This window comes from Streptomyces sp. NPDC051310 (assembly GCF_044455245.1).
Taxonomy (GTDB): domain Bacteria; phylum Actinomycetota; class Actinomycetes; order Streptomycetales; family Streptomycetaceae; genus Streptomyces.
The window spans coordinates 1-14,330 of the sequence record NZ_JBITEO010000001.1; the positions used below are offsets into that span (position 1 = coordinate 1).

A 14,330-nucleotide genomic window follows, 5' to 3' on the forward strand; every position below is an offset into this window, starting at 1 on the left:
GCCCGGGGGCCCGCCCCCTCGGGGGGGCCGCGGCCCCGGGGGGCCCGGGCGCCCCCCACCCCCCCCCCGCGCGGCCCCGCCCGGGGGCCCCGCCCCCGGGGGGGCCCGCCCCCCCCCGCCGCCTTCGTACGCGGAGGGCCTGCGCGCAGGCCGTGCGTCAGCTGAACGAGTCGCCGCAGGCGCAGGAGCCCGTGGCGTTCGGGTTGTCGATGGTGAAGCCCTGCTTCTCGATCGTGTCGACGAAGTCGATGGAGGCGCCGCCCAGGTACGGGGCGCTCATGCGGTCGGTGACCACCTTGACGCCGCCGAAGTCCTTGACGACGTCGCCGTCGAGGGAACGCTCGTCGAAGAAGAGCTGGTAACGCAGGCCGGAGCAGCCGCCGGGCTGAACGGCGACGCGCAGCGCCAGGTCGTCACGGCCTTCCTGGTCGAGCAGGGCCTTGACCTTGGCCGCCGCGGCGTCCGTCAGGAGGATGCCGTCGCTGACAGTGGTCTTCTCGTCCGATACGGACATCTGCTTCTCTCCCGGTGTGTACGGAGACTGCTTGCCGACGGGTGCAACCGGCGGGGCCGCGGATTCATTCCGGGCCGAGTGCTCGTCCTCTCCATGCTCGCACACCGGGTTCCGGGCAAGCGCCCGTCCGCGGAGGGGTGATGTGTCACATCGACGCTATGGACATCGTCAAAGTGACGTGAAGCGGTTATGATAGATAGCGTCATTTAGACGAAAAGGCTCTCCGGTGCAAGCCACCGGCTCCCCCCGGAGCGGCTTCGCCGCGCTTATCGAGAGAAGAAAGGGTGCGTGACGTGACCACCGCCCAGCCCCTGGATGTCCAGCCGACGCCGCTCGCCCTGCTGCTGCTCGGCCGCGAGGCCGACCCCAAGAGCGAGCGCGGCGTCGAGTGCCCCGGCGACCTGCCGTCGCCCTCCGACCCGGACCTGGTGGAGCGCGCCCGCGCGGCCAAGGAGAAGCTCGGGGACAAGGTCTTCGTGCTGGGGCACCACTACCAGCGCGACGAGGTCATCCAGTTCGCCGACGTCACCGGTGACTCCTTCAAGCTCGCCCGGGACGCGGCGGCGCGGCCGGAGGCCGAGTACATCGTCTTCTGCGGTGTGCACTTCATGGCCGAGTCGGCCGACATCCTGACCGGCGACGACCAGAAGGTCGTCCTGCCGGACCTGGCGGCCGGCTGCTCCATGGCCGACATGGCCACGGCCGAGCAGGTCGCCGAGTGCTGGGACGTGCTGACCGAGGCGGGCATCGCCGACCAGGTCGTCCCGGTCTCGTACATGAACTCCTCCGCCGACATCAAGGCCTTCACCGGCAAGCACGGCGGCACGATCTGCACCTCCTCCAACGCCAAGCGCGCCCTGGACTGGGCCTTCGAGCAGGGCGAGAAGGTGCTCTTCCTGCCGGACCAGCACCTCGGCCGCAACACCGCCGTGCGGGACATGGGCATGTCGCTGGACGACTGCGTCGTCTACAACCCGCACAAGCCGAACGGCGGCCTGACGGCGGACGAGCTGCGCGCCGCGAAGATGATCCTGTGGCGCGGCCACTGCTCGGTGCACGGCCGCTTCTCCCTGGACTCCGTGAACGACGTGCGGGAGCGCATCCCGGGCGTCAACGTGCTGGTGCACCCGGAGTGCAGGCACGAGGTCGTGGCCGCGGCGGACTACGTGGGGTCGACCGAGTACATCATCAAGACGCTGGAGGCGGCGCCGGCCGGGTCGAAGTGGGCCATCGGCACGGAGCTGAACCTGGTGCGTCGCCTGGCGAACCGTTTCGCCGACGAGGGCAAGGAGATCGTCTTCCTCGACAAGACGGTCTGCTTCTGCTCGACGATGAACCGCATCGACCTGCCGCACCTGGTGTGGGCGCTGGAGTCGCTCGCCGAGGGCAACCTGGTCAACCGCATCGAGGTCGACCGGGAGACGGAGAGCTTCGCGAAGCTGGCGCTGGAGCGGATGCTGGCGCTCCCGTAAGCATGCCGCCACTGTGTGAGGGGCGTCCCGCCGGTGCGGGGCGCCCCTTGCGCGTACCGGCCCCGACGGCCCCGGCCCGGCCCCGCGGGGTGCGGGGCCGGGCCGGGGTGGGGGGGCGGGGTGGGTCACGCGGGAGTGGGGGTGCGCTCCGGCGCGGGGGCGGGCGTTGTGTCGCGCCGGGCGGCGCGCTTGGCGCGGCGGCGCTCCTTGCGGAGCTCGACCATCGCGTAGAGCGTCGGCACCAGCAGCAGGGTGAGCAGGGTGGACGTCACCAGGCCGCCGATCACCACCACGGCGAGCGGCTGGGCGATGAAGCCGCCCTCGCCCGTGATGCCGAGGGCCATCGGGAGCAGCGCGAAGATCGTCGCGAGGGCCGTCATGAGGATGGGGCGCAAGCGGTGGCGGCCGCCCTCGATGACGGACTCGATGACGCCGAGGCCCTGGGCCCGGTACTGGTTGATCAGGTCGATCAGCACGATCGCGTTGGTGACCACGATGCCGATCAGCATCAGCATGCCGATGAGGGCCGGGACGCCCATGGCGGTGCCGGTCGCGATCAGCAGGCCGATGGCGCCGGTGGCCGCGAACGGGATGGAGACCAGCAGGATCAGCGGCTGGATCAGCGACTTGAAGGTCGCGACGAGGAGCATGAAGACGATCGCGATCGCCGCCAGCATGGCCAGGGCCAGGTTGGCGAAGGCCTCCTGCTGGTCCTCGGAGACGCCGCCGATGGTGGCCGTCGCCCCGTCGGGCAGGTCCAGCGCGTCGATCTTCGACTGGAGCTGGGTGCTGACCGCGCCCGTGTTGTCACCGGTCGGCTTCGCCGTGATCGTCGCGGCCCGCGAGCCGTCGATCCGGGTCATGGACACCGGGCCCGGGACCAGCGTGACCTCGGCGAGGTCGCCGAGCTTCGCCGGGCCCAGCGGCAGCGCCTCGAGCTGCGCGATCGTGCGTGCCGGGGAGGCCGAGGTGATGACGATGTCCCGCTCGGTGTCGTCCAGGATCGCCGTGCCGGCCGGGGTGCCGCGGACCGCCTGGGCGACCGCCATGCCGAGGGTGGCGTCGGTGAAGCCGGCGTCCGCGGCCTTGGCGTTGGCCTTGACGGAGACGCGCGGGACGGACTGCGACAGGTCGCTCTGGACGTCGGTGACGTCCTCGAGCCGGGCGACCTCGGTACGGACCTGGTCCGCCGCCTTGCGCAGGGTGGCGGCGTCGGCCGCCTTGACGACGACGCTGAGGTCCTGGTTGCCGAAGCCGTCACCGGCCGCGATGGTCGTCTCGCCGATGCCGTCGAGCCGGGCCAGCTCCGCGTCGATGCGGTCGCGGGTCTTCTCGTACGACGCCGAGTCGCTGAGGGTGACCTGGTACGACGCCTGGTTGGCGCCCGTGCCACCGCCGAACGCCGCCATGAAACCGGAGGACCCCACGGTGACCTGGTAATCCTTCACCTCGTCGAGGGAGGAGAGGACCTTCTCGATCCTGCGGGCGGAGGCGTCGGCCGCCTCCAGGCTGGTGCCGGGGGCGAGCTCCTGCTTGATGGAGAGCACCTCCTGCTCGCCCTGGTCGAAGAAGTTGGTCTTCAGCAGCGGCGCCATGCCGAAGGTGCCGATGAGCACGACGACCGCGATGGCCACGCTGGTGAGGCGGCGCCGGGTGGCGAAGCGCAGGACCGGCACGTACACGCGCTGCAGCCGGCTGCGGGACTCCTTCTCCTCCGCCTCGCGGCGCGCCCGCTCCGGGTCCTCAGGGGTGCCCTTGGGGGCGCGCAGGAACCAGAACGACAGGACCGGTACGACGGTGAGCGAGACGAGCAGCGAGGCGAGCAGCGCCGCGGTGACGGTGAGGCTGAAGGAGCCGAAGAGTTCGCCGACCATGCCGCCGACCAGGCCGATCGGCAGGAACACGGCGACGGTGGTGAGCGTGGAGGAGGTCACCGCGCCGGCGACCTCGCGCACGGCGGTGAGGATGGCAGCCTGGCGCTCCTCGCCGTAGCCGAGGTGGCGCTTGATGTTCTCCAGCACCACGATCGAGTCGTCGACGACCCGGCCGATCGCGATGGTCAGCGCGCCCAGCGTCAGCATGTTGAGGGAGAGGTCCCGTGTCCACAGGACGATCAGGGCGAGGACCACCGAGAGCGGGATGGAGACCGCCGTGACCAGGGTGGAGCGCACGGAGGCCAGGAACACCAGGATGACGAGCACGGCGAAGAGCAGGCCGAGCGCGCCCTCGGTGGTGAGGCCGGAGATCGACTTGGAGACCGCCGGGCCCTGGTCGCTGACCACGGTCAGCTCGGCGCCGGAGCCGAGGTCCTCGCGCAGCTCCGGGAGCTTGTCGCGGACGGCGTCGGAGATGGCGACGGCGCTGCCGTCGTTGTCCATCGTCGCCATGACGGCGAGGCTGGGCTTGCCGTTGGTGCGGGTGATGGAGACGCGGGCCGACTCCTCCTCCTTCACGGTGGCGACGTCCGCGAGGCGCACCGCCCCGCCCTTGCCCGACGGGATGCGCAGGTCCTGGATCCGGGACAGGGAGGTGAAGCCGCCGCCGACCTGGACCGTGCGGCTCTTGCCGTCCTCGGAGAAGGAGCCGGCCGGGACGGTCGCGCCGCCCGACTTCAGCGCCTCGGCCAGGGCCATGGTGTCCAGCCCGGCCTTCGCGAGAGCGGCGGTGTCCGGGGTGACCGAGACCTGGAGGTCCTGGACGCCGTCGATGGAGACCTGGCCGACCCCGTCGATGTCCTCCAGGGCGGGGACCACGGTCCGCTCCAGCTGGTCGGCCAGCGCCTGCGGGTCCTTGTCGGAGGTGGCGGCGAGGACGACGGTCGGTATGTCGTCGGTCGAGCCGGCCACGACCTGCGGGTCGACGTTCTCCGGCAGCTGCACCCGGGCCCGGTTGACGGCCTGCTGGACGTCGGCGACGAGCTGCTTGGTGGACTCGTCGCCGTAGTCGAACGTGGCCATGATCACGGCGTTGCCCTCGCTCGCCGTGGAGGTGATGCCCGTGATGCCGTCGACCGCCTTGATGGCCGATTCGAGCGGTTCGACGACCTGCTTCTCGACCACGTCGGGCGACGCGCCCTGGTAGGGCGCGAGGACGGACACCATCGGGAGTTCGATGGAGGGCAGCAGCTGCTGCTTGAGCTGCGGGATGGCGATCGCCCCGAAGACGATCGCCACGATGGACATCAGCCCGATCAGGGCCCGTTGCGCGAGGCTGAATCTGGACAGCCAGGACATGGGGTCTCTCTTCTGTGGCGGATCGGCAGGTCTTCATACGATCAGCCATCAGGAAGGGGGTATCCGTCGCCCCCAGGTCCCGTTTGCTTATTCGCGGCATACACCGAATGGAGTACACGCGGGTGCTCCGTCACTCCACCCTCGGTCGGACCAGTCCGGATTCGTACGCCGTGACGACCAGCTGCGCGCGGTCGCGGGCACCGAGCTTCGCCATGGCCCGGTTGACGTGGGTCTTGACGGTGAGGGGGCTGACCTCCAGGCGGTCGGCGATCTCGTCGTTGGAGTGGCCGCCGCCGACCAGCACCAGGACCTCCCGTTCGCGTACGGTCAGTGCGGCGATCCGGTCGGAGCGCTCCGAGGGGCCGGTGCCGTCCGGGGCCTGGGCGAGGAACCGGCCGATGAGGGCCTTGGTCGCCGCGGGCGAGAGCAGTGCTTCGCCGGCGGCCGCGACACGGATGGCGTCCAGCAGGTCGTCGGGTTCGGCGCCCTTGCCGAGGAAGCCGGAGGCACCGGCGCGCAGGGACTGGACGACGTACTCGTCCACCTCGAAGGTGGTGAGCATGACCACCCGGACCCCGGCGAGGTCGGGGTCCTCGCTGATCATGCGGGTGGCGGCCAGGCCGTCCGTGCCCGGCATCCGGATGTCCATCAGGACGACGTCCGCCCGCTGCGAGCGGGCCAGGGCCACCGCCTCGGCACCGTCCGCCGCCTCGCCGACCACCTCCATGTCGGGCTCCGAGTCCACCAGCACCTTGAACGCGCTGCGCAGCAGCGCCTGGTCGTCGGCGAGCAGCACCCTGATGGTCACGTGGCCTCCCCTGTCGGTGCGGTGAGGGGAAGTATCGCGTGGACGCGGAAGCCGCCGCCGTAGCGGGGGGCCGCGGTGAGGGAGCCGCCGAGGGCGGTGACGCGCTCGCGCATGCCGATCAGCCCGTGGCCCCCGTGTCCGCGGTCGGGGCCGCCGCCGCGGCCTTCGCCGTGACCGTCCCCTCGGCCGCCGCCGCGGTGGGCGCCGCCGTCCGGGGCGGGGGCGGGTGCGCCGTCGTCGAGGACCGTGACCTCGACGGTGCGGCCCACCCGGACCACGCTCACCTCGGCCCTCGCGTCCGGGCCCGCGTGCTTGCGGACGTTCGTCAGCGCCTCCTGGATGATCCGGTACGCGGCGAGGTCGACGGCCGCGGGGAGCGTCGTGCCCCCGTCGGTGCGGGCCAGCTCCACCGGGAGGCCCGCGTGGCGGAAGGTGGCGAGCAGGTCGTCCAGGACGGCCAGTCCGGGGGCGGGTTCCGTGGGCGCCTCCGGGTCGCCGGACTGGCGCAGCAGACCGACGGTGGCCCGGAGCTCGTCGAGGGCGGAGCGGCTCGCTTCCCGGACGTGGGCGAGCGCCTCCTTGGCCTGGTCGGGGCGCTTGTCCATGACGTGGGCGGCGACCCCGGCCTGCACGTTGACCAGGGCGATGTGGTGCGCGACCACGTCGTGCAGGTCGCGCGCGATGCGCAGCCGCTCCTCGGCGACCCGGCGGCGGGCCTCCTCCTCGCGGGTCCGCTCGGCGCGTTCGGCGCGCTCGCGGATGGCGTCGACGAAGGCGCGGCGGCTGCGCACGGCGTCCCCGGCCGCCGCGGCCATGCCGGTCCAGGCGAAGACGCCCAGGTTCTCCTGGCTGTACCAGGGCGCGGCGCCCAGCAGCATGGCGGCGCCGGTGAGGACCGTCATCGTCAGCAGTCCGACCCGCCAGGTGGTGGGCCGGTCGGTGCGCGAGGCCACGGTGTACAGCGCGATCACGGCGCTCATGGCGACGGGCGCGGCCGGGTCGCCCTCGGCGTACTCGACGACCCCCGCCGCGCCGGTGAGCAGCAGGACCGGCAGGGGCCTGCGGCGCCGCCAGACCAGCACGGCGGCGCCGGTGAGCATGAGCAGCACGCTGCGCGCGTCGGGGGTGCGCTCGCCGAAGGAGGGGCCGTGGCGATGCCCGTGCGGATCGACGAACGAGCCGACGACCATGCAGACGAGGACGGCGAGGGCGAGGGCGCCGTCGAACGCGAGCGGGTGCTCGCGCAGCCAGCGCCGCCCCCGCCCCACCCGGTTTCCGAGAGAGGTCACGCCACGCAACGCTACGGGCTCGGCCCGCCCCCGGGGCGCCGACCCCCGAGGGGCGGCCGGCGGCGCCGGACGCCGGTGTCAGCCCGGGAAGAGGCCGTCGTCGGAGAGGAACGAGCGGACCTCTTCGAGGGTCGCGTCGGGGGACGGCAGGATCAGCTCGGACGGTTCGAGGGAGTCGTCGGCCAGCGGCTCGCCGAGTTGGCGGACCGTTTCCAGCAGGGCGTGGAGCGTGCGGCGGAAGCCCTCCCCGTCGCCGTTCTCCATCTCGGCGAGCAGCTCGTCGTCGAGCTTGTTCAGTTCGGCGAAGTGGCTGTCCGCCAGCTCCACCTGGCCCTCCCCCATGATCCTCACGATCATGACGACCCGTCCTTACTGCTTGTCGAACTTCGGGTGGGAGGACTGCTGCTGGGCCTGGTCCTGCGGGGCACCGCCCTCGATGGCCTGCTGGGGGGTGGTGCCCCCGGCCAGCTCCGCCTTCATGCGCTGGAGCTCCAGCTCGACGTCCGTACCGCCCGACAGGCGGTCCAGCTCGGCCTGGATGTCGTCCTTCTGCAGCCCCGATTGGTCGTCGAGGGCGCCGGAGGCGAGCAGCTCGTCGATCGCGCCCGCCCGCGCCTGGAGCTGGGCGGTCTTGTCCTCGGCCCGCTGGATGGCGACGCCGACGTCGCTCATCTCCTCCGAGATGCCGGAGAAGGACTCGGCGATCCGGGTCTGCGCCTGGGCGGCGGTGTAGGTGGCCTTGATGGTCTCCTTCTTCGTCCGGAAGGCGTCCACCTTGGCCTGGAGCCGTTGCGCTGCCAGCGTCAGCTTCTCCTCCTCGCCCTGGAGGGTCTGGTGCTGCGTCTCCAGGTCCGAGACCTGCTGCTGGAGCGCGGCCTTGCGGGACAGCGCCTCCCTGGCCAGGTCCTCGCGGCCGAGGGCGAGCGCCTTGCGGCCCTGGTCCTCCAGCTTGGCCGACTGGCTCTGGAGCTGGTTCAGCTGGAGCTCCAGGCGCTTGCGCGAGGTCGCCACGTCGGCGACGCCGCGGCGCACCTTCTGCAGCAGTTCCAGCTGCTTCTGGTACGAGTAATCGAGGGTCTCGCGCGGATCCTCGGCCCGGTCGAGGGCCTTGTTCGCCTTCGCGCGGAAGATCATCCCCATACGCTTCATGACACCGCTCATGGGCTTCGCGCGCCCCCTTCGTGACGGACTCAACTCCAGCACTCCAACAGAACCCACAGTACGGGCCCTGCATCCATTACCGCACTGTTCGAGCGGTGATGCGCTCATCCCCAAGGACGACTGCGTACGGCCGTGATCCGGCGCAAGGAGTAGGGGCCCGTGTCCCGTGAGGACGCAGGCTGTTGCCGGATCGTTCCCCGCGGGGGTGGGGTCCATGCCGGGTACCCCGTACCCTTGGGCTTTGTGTTCCGTAGCCGTTCGAAGGAAGAGAAGGCCCCCACCGACAAGGTGACGGCGGACCTCTCCAAGCAGCCCCGCGACCCTCAGGCCCCCAAGGGCCGACCTACCCCGAAGCGGAGTGAGGCCCAGACGCAGCGCCGCCGCGCCCAGAGTGTGCCGCTCGACCGCAAGGAGGCCATGCGCCGCCAGCGCGAGGCCCGCCGCGCGGACCTGGCCAAGCAGCGCGAGGCGCTGGCGAGCGGTGACGAGCGCTTCCTGCCCGTCCGTGACAAGGGGCCGGTGCGCCGCTTCGTCCGCGACTTCATCGACTCGCGGTTCTGCATCGCCGAGTTCTTCCTGCCGATGGCCGTGGTCATCCTGGTGCTGTCCATGGTCCGGGTCGCGCAGCTGCAGAACATCGCCCTGCTGCTGTGGCTCGGTGTGATCGCGATGATCGTGGTCGACTCGATCGGCATCTGGATCCGGCTCAAGAAGCAGCTGAACGAGCGCTTCCCGAACGAGCCGAAGCGCGGCGCCGTGGCGTACGGCCTGATGCGCTCGCTGCAGATGCGCCGACTGCGGCTGCCGAAGCCGCAGGTCAAGCGCGGAGAGCGGCCCTGAGCACGCAGGTCTCCGGTTTCGGAGGCGCATCGGGGGTATGGCTCGACGGGCTCGGCGGACTGCGCAACACCGTGCGCCAGGAGCTCGTCGCCCGCCAGCTGGACGAGCAGATAGCCGCCCGCTACCCCGTGGGGCAGCGGCTGCGGGTCCTCGACGTCGGCATGGGCCAGGGCACGCAGGCGCTGCGCCTGGCCAGGGCCGGGCACACCGTGACCGGCCTGGAGTCCGACCCCGAGATGCTGAAGGTGGCGCGGGAGTCGCTGGCGACCGAGCCCGCCGGCATCCGGGAGCGGGTGCGGCTGATCGAGGGTGACGGCCGGGAGACCGGCGTGCACTTCCTGCCGGGCAGCTTCGACGTGGTGCTGTGCCACGGCGTGCTGATGTACGTGGAGGAGCCGGACGCCATGCTGGCGGGGCTCGCCCGCATGCTGGCGCCGGGCGGGCTGCTGTCGCTGCTGGTGCGCAACGCGGACGCGCTGGCGATGCGGCCGGGGCTGGCCGGGGACTGGTCGGGGGCGCTGGCGGCGTTCGAGTCCGACGCGTACGTCAACCGGCTCGGGCTCCAGGTGCGGGCCGACCGGCTGGAGGACCTGACGGCGACGCTGGCGGGGATCGCCGCGCCGTTGCAGGCCTGGTACGGGGTGCGGGTCTTCACCGACCTCGTACCGAACGAGGAGGGGCTGCCCGCGGCCGAGGAGCTGGAGCGGCTCCTGGCGGCGGAGGACCGCGCCGCGCGCACCGAGCCGTACCGGCGGGTGGCGGCGCTGCTGCACCTGTGCGGGGTACGCGGCTGATCCACTCAGGTGGCGGCGGGGGTTGGCGCGTCCTTGCCGACGTGAGCATGGAGCAGAACCCCGGGACGCCCGGGACACGTGCAGGGGCCGGGATCCCCGCGAGCCGTGACCCCGGGCCGCGGAAGCCGGGGACCGAGGATTACGGAACCCGCGGCTCCGGGGCACTGGGCCCGGGGGACACCCCGAAGCTGCCCGCCCGCGAGACCTGGCGGGCCCTGTACCGGCACTTCCGGCCGCACCGCTGGACCGTCGCGCTCGGCGGTCTGCTCGCCCTCGTCGGTGCCGCGACCGGCATCGCCCAGCCGCTGGCGGCCAAGGCCCTGGTGGAGCGGCTCGGGCAGGAGGAGCCGGTCACCGCCGTCCTGCTGGCGCTGACCGCGCTGGTGGTGCTCGGCACGGCGATCGAGGCGGTCGGCGCGTACGTCCTGGAACGCACCGCCGAGTCCGTGGTGCTCGCCGCGCGCCGCACCCTGATCGGGCGGCTGTTGCGGCTGCGGCTGCCGGAGGTGGAGCGAACCCGGCCGGACCGACTCGATCGTCTCGGCGGCGGTGGGCGGCCTCGGGTTCCTCGCCACGATCGTGATGATGGCGGTGATGGACCTCGTGCTGCTCGGCGTCACCGTGGGCGTGATCGTGGTGATCGGCAGTTCCTTCGCCCTGGTCATGCCGAAGATCTCGCAGGCGACGAAGCGCTCCCAGGAGGCGGTCGGCGAGATCTCCGCCCGGCTGGAGCGCGCCTTCGGCGCGTTCCGTACGGTCAAGGCGTCGGGCGCCGAGGAGCGGGAGGCCGCGGTCGTCGACGAGGCCGCGACGGACGCGTGGCGGCACGGGCTGACGTCGGCGAAGTGGCAGTCGGTCGCCTGGTCGTCGGTCGGGCTGGCCGTGCAGGTGTCCTTCCTGGCGGTGCTGGGCGTCGGCGGCGCGCGGGTCGCGTCGGGGGAGATCTCGGTGGCCACGCTCGTGGCCTTCCTGCTGTACCTCTTCCACCTGATCGACCCGGTGACGAAGCTGGTGGAAGCGGCGACCCAGTACCAGGTGGGGGCGGCCGCCATCGCCCGGATCGAGGAGGCGGAACGGCTGGAGACCGAGCCGGTGTCCCCCGCCCCGTCCCCGGCCGCCGCCGGCCCCGCGTCCGTCGTCTTCGAGGACGTGGCCTTCCGGTACCGCGAGGGCCTCCCGTACGTCCACCACGGCGTCTCCTTCGAGGTGCCGGGCGCCGGGATGACGGCGTTCGTCGGGCCGTCCGGCGCGGGCAAGACGACGGTGTTCGGGCTGATCGAGCGGTTCTCCGAAGCGACCGGCGGCCGGATCCTCGTGGACGGCAGGGACGTACGGGACTGGCCCCTGGCGGAGCTGCGGGCGGCCATCGGGTACGTCGAGCAGGACGCGCCGGTCCTGGCGGGCACGCTGCGCGAGAACCTGGTCTTCGCCGCACCGGACGCCACGGAGGAGCAGATCCGCGAGGTGCTGGTGCGGGCGCGGCTGGACGGCCTGGTGGAACGGCTGCCGGACGGCCTGGACACGGTGGTGGGGCACCGCGGCTCCAAGCTGTCGGGCGGTGAGCGCCAGCGCGTCGCGATCGCCCGGGCGCTGCTGCGCGGGCCCCGGCTGCTGCTGCTGGACGAGGCGACCTCCCAGCTCGACGCGGTCAACGAGCTGGCGCTGCGGGACGTGGTGGCGGAGGTGGCGCGCGAGGTGACGGTGCTGGTGGTGGCGCACCGGCTGTCGACGGTGACGCTCGCCGACCGGATCGTGGTGATGGAGGCGGGGCGGGTGCGCGCGGTCGGCACCCACGCCGAGCTGGTGGCCGCGGATCCGCTGTACGGGGAGCTGGCGGCGACGCAGTTCCTCGCGTCCACCCCCTGATCGGATGCGCTGCGCGGGCCGCGGCGGGGCCGGCGGAGGACACTCGCGGCATGAGTGCTGCCGTACGCGTGCTGGTGCCGCTCCCGGTGATCACCGCCGTCGCCCTGGCCGGCGGCTGCACGGCCCGCCCGCCGGCCGCGGCCCCGCCCGCGTCGCCGGCCGTGTCGCCAGCGGCGACCCCTGCCGGGGCGCCGCGGGCGGCGCAGGAGCTGGAGGCGGACTACCGCAGGGTGATCAGGGACGTCCTGCCGTCGGTCGTCCAGATCGAGGCGGGCCCGGCCCTCGGCTCCGGTGTCGTCTGGGACGACCGGGGCCACATCGTGACCAACGCCCATGTCGTCGGCGAACAGCGGTCGTTCCGGGTCACCGTCGCGACGGGCGGGGACGAGCTGGGCGCCCGGCTCGTCTCCAGCTACCCCGAGCAGGACCTCGCCGTCATCAAGCTGGACACCCCGCCGCCGCGGCTGAAGCCGGCGCGGTTCGGCGACTCGTCCGCGGTCGAGGTGGGTCAGATCGTGCTGGCGATGGGCTCGCCGCTCGGGCTGTCCGGCAGCGTCACCCAGGGCATCGTGTCGGCGACCGGCCGCACGGTGAGCGAACCCGGCGCGGACGGCGGGACGGGCGCGACGATCGGCAACATGGTGCAGACGTCGGCGGCCATCAACCCCGGCAACAGCGGGGGAGCACTGGTCGACCTGGACGGCGAGGTCATCGGCATCCCCACGCTGGCCGCGGCCGACCCGGGGATGGGGGGCAGCGCGGCGCCCGGCATCGGTTTCGCGATCCCCGCCTCGATGGTGCGTACGATCGCGGACCAGATCGTCCGCACCGGCCGGGTCACGGACTCGGGCCGGGCGGCCCTCGACATCGCCGGCCGCACCGTCCTGGACGACCGGTACCGGCCGGCGGGCGTGGCGGTCGTCGAGGCCGCGGAGGGCGGGGCGGCGGCGCGGGCGGGGCTGCGGACCGGCGACATCATCACCCGGATCGGTGACACGGACATCTCCACGATCACCTCCTTGCTCGAGGTGCTGGCTGCGGCGAAGCCCGGCGACCGGGTGCCGGTGACGTACGTGCGGGACGGACGGGAGACCACGGTCACGGTCACGCTGGGCGAGATCTGACCGGGGGGCCGGGACTCCGCCGGACCCGCCGCGCCCGGGCGGCCCGGCACCGGCGACCGCGGCCCTCCCCTGTGGGGCCGCGGTCGCCGGAGGTCACGCGAGGGCGTCGATGAGCTCCCGCTCGCGCCGTGCGCCCAGGCCGGCGCGGCGGGGCCGGTCCAGGCCCTGCTCGCGCTCCCAGCGCAGGGTGTCGGCGAGCATCCGCTCCCGGGGCCGGTGCCGCAGGCCCGCGGCGCGCGCCGCGGAGCCGTCCCGCGCCGACCAGCCCAGCAGGTCCGGGTCGGCCACCCACATCGGCAGGGAGTCCTCCCCCATGTACTGGGCCACGCCCTGCGCGAGCAGCCACGCGGGGTCGGCGGTGACCACCGGGCCGGTGTGCCCGCCGACGGCCCGCGACAGCTCCGTCCACTCGCCGAACGGAACGGCCGGGCCCACGGCGTCGTACGTCCCGGTGACCCCCTTCCCGGCGGCGTCGAGCAGCCAGGCCGCCAGGTCCCGCACGTCGATCGCCTGGGTCGGCAGGCCGGGCGTGCCGGGGACCAGCATCGGCCCGTGCGGGTCGCGTGCGGCGCGGGCCACCCAGTAGCCGGAGCGGCCGCTGTGATCGCCGGGGCCGCCGATGAGACCGGCACGGGCGGTCAGGAGGCGGCCGCCCACGACCGCCGCGGACGCCTGCTCGCAGGCCACCTTCGCCTCGCCGTAGAGCGAGCGGTCGGCCTCCGCGCGGCCGGTCGGGGCGAGGAGGGCGGCGGACTCGTCCGCGCCGGGCTCCGCGTGGGAGGCGTAGGCGCTGATGGAGGAGACGTACGTCCAGTGCGCGGCCCGCCCGCCGAGGGCGTCCAGCGCGCCGCGGACGAAACCCGGCTGCCACGACACCTCGACGACCGCGTCCCACTCCCGGTCGAGCAGCGGCGCGTACGCCGCGGGGTCGCGCCGGTCGGCGGCCACCAGTCTCGCCCCGGCCGCGACCGCGCCGCTCTCGCCGCGCGCCAGACACGTCACCCGGTGGCCGCGTGCGACCGCCTGGCGCGACAGCTCGCGGCCCACCCAGGCCGTTCCGCCCAGAATCAGGATCTCCATCCCGCCACCCAAGCACCACAAGCGGCCGGTCCGGGCACGGATTAGCCGACAGCAGACGGATGAGCCACGGCCGGCGACCGCGGCGGACGGTCCGCGTGCCCGGGGGCAGGCGCGAGGCCCCGCCCCGGCGCGACCGGGGCGGGGCCTCG

At 73.1% G+C, this 14,330-nt stretch carries 11 protein-coding genes and 1 pseudogene; 5 read left to right on the forward strand and 7 right to left on the reverse strand.

Annotation, left to right across the window (positions count from 1 at the left end; genetic code table 11):
• Positions 1 to 157 precede the first annotated feature (157 nt).
• On the reverse strand, positions 158 to 514 hold the full coding sequence (locus tag ACIA79_RS00005) for an iron-sulfur cluster assembly accessory protein (protein ID WP_399425467.1): 357 nt from the start codon (positions 512 to 514) through the stop codon (positions 158 to 160).
• Between the two features lie 293 nt (positions 515 to 807).
• Between ACIA79_RS00005 and nadA the strand changes: the two genes are divergently transcribed.
• Entirely contained in the window at positions 808 to 1,986 is a 1,179-nt protein-coding gene (gene nadA, locus ACIA79_RS00010) for a quinolinate synthase NadA (RefSeq protein ID WP_399425470.1), read from the forward strand.
• A 125-nt stretch (positions 1,987 to 2,111) separates the two neighbouring features.
• Here the strand turns inward: nadA and ACIA79_RS00015 are convergent, their stop codons facing one another.
• The 5 genes from ACIA79_RS00015 to ACIA79_RS00035 form a co-directional block, all read right to left on the reverse strand.
• Positions 2,112 to 5,219 (reverse strand): efflux RND transporter permease subunit, encoded by a 3,108-nt coding sequence (locus ACIA79_RS00015; protein WP_399425472.1) that lies wholly within the window; start codon positions 5,217 to 5,219, stop codon positions 2,112 to 2,114.
• A gap of 130 nt (positions 5,220 to 5,349) precedes the next feature.
• On the reverse strand, positions 5,350 to 6,027 hold the full coding sequence (locus ACIA79_RS00020) for a response regulator (protein ID WP_399425474.1): 678 nt from the start codon (positions 6,025 to 6,027) through the stop codon (positions 5,350 to 5,352).
• The gene (locus tag ACIA79_RS00025) at positions 6,024 to 7,325 is read right to left on the reverse strand and encodes a sensor histidine kinase (protein WP_399425476.1); all 1,302 of its coding nucleotides are present in this window, start codon (positions 7,323 to 7,325) and stop codon (positions 6,024 to 6,026) included. The genes ACIA79_RS00020 and ACIA79_RS00025 overlap by 4 nt, the downstream gene beginning before the upstream one ends.
• A 69-nt stretch (positions 7,326 to 7,394) precedes the next feature.
• The gene (locus ACIA79_RS00030) at positions 7,395 to 7,673 is read right to left on the reverse strand and encodes a hypothetical protein (protein ID WP_399425477.1); all 279 of its coding nucleotides are present in this window, start codon (positions 7,671 to 7,673) and stop codon (positions 7,395 to 7,397) included.
• Positions 7,674 to 7,685: 12 nt separating this feature from the next.
• Positions 7,686 to 8,477 carry a PspA/IM30 family protein gene (locus ACIA79_RS00035; protein ID WP_399425478.1) on the reverse strand — a complete coding sequence of 264 codons (792 nt, stop codon included), beginning with the start codon at positions 8,475 to 8,477 and terminating at the stop codon, positions 7,686 to 7,688.
• A gap of 243 nt (positions 8,478 to 8,720) precedes the next feature.
• Here ACIA79_RS00035 and ACIA79_RS00040 point away from each other — a divergent pair, with 243 nt between their 5' ends.
• The 4 genes and pseudogenes from ACIA79_RS00040 to ACIA79_RS00055 all read left to right on the forward strand — a co-directional run bounded on the left by ACIA79_RS00040 (position 8,721) and on the right by ACIA79_RS00055 (position 13,101).
• On the forward strand, positions 8,721 to 9,317 hold the full coding sequence (locus tag ACIA79_RS00040; protein ID WP_078887550.1) for a DUF3043 domain-containing protein: 597 nt from the start codon (positions 8,721 to 8,723) through the stop codon (positions 9,315 to 9,317).
• A 59-nt stretch (positions 9,318 to 9,376) separates the two neighbouring features.
• Positions 9,377 to 10,111: a class I SAM-dependent methyltransferase gene (locus tag ACIA79_RS00045; RefSeq protein ID WP_399426246.1), complete on the forward strand. Its 735-nt coding sequence runs from the start codon at positions 9,377 to 9,379 to the stop codon at positions 10,109 to 10,111.
• Positions 10,112 to 10,158: 47 nt separating this feature from the next.
• Positions 10,159 to 11,977, forward strand: a pseudogene (locus tag ACIA79_RS00050) (ABC transporter ATP-binding protein).
• Positions 11,978 to 12,027: 50 nt separating this feature from the next.
• The gene (locus ACIA79_RS00055; protein WP_399425481.1) at positions 12,028 to 13,101 is read left to right on the forward strand and encodes a S1C family serine protease; all 1,074 of its coding nucleotides are present in this window, start codon (positions 12,028 to 12,030) and stop codon (positions 13,099 to 13,101) included.
• Between the two features lie 93 nt (positions 13,102 to 13,194).
• Here the strand turns inward: ACIA79_RS00055 and ACIA79_RS00060 are convergent, their stop codons facing one another.
• Positions 13,195 to 14,181, reverse strand: a complete 987-nt coding sequence (locus ACIA79_RS00060) for an NAD-dependent epimerase/dehydratase family protein (protein WP_399425482.1) — start codon at positions 14,179 to 14,181, stop codon at positions 13,195 to 13,197.
• Positions 14,182 to 14,330 lie beyond the last annotated feature (149 nt).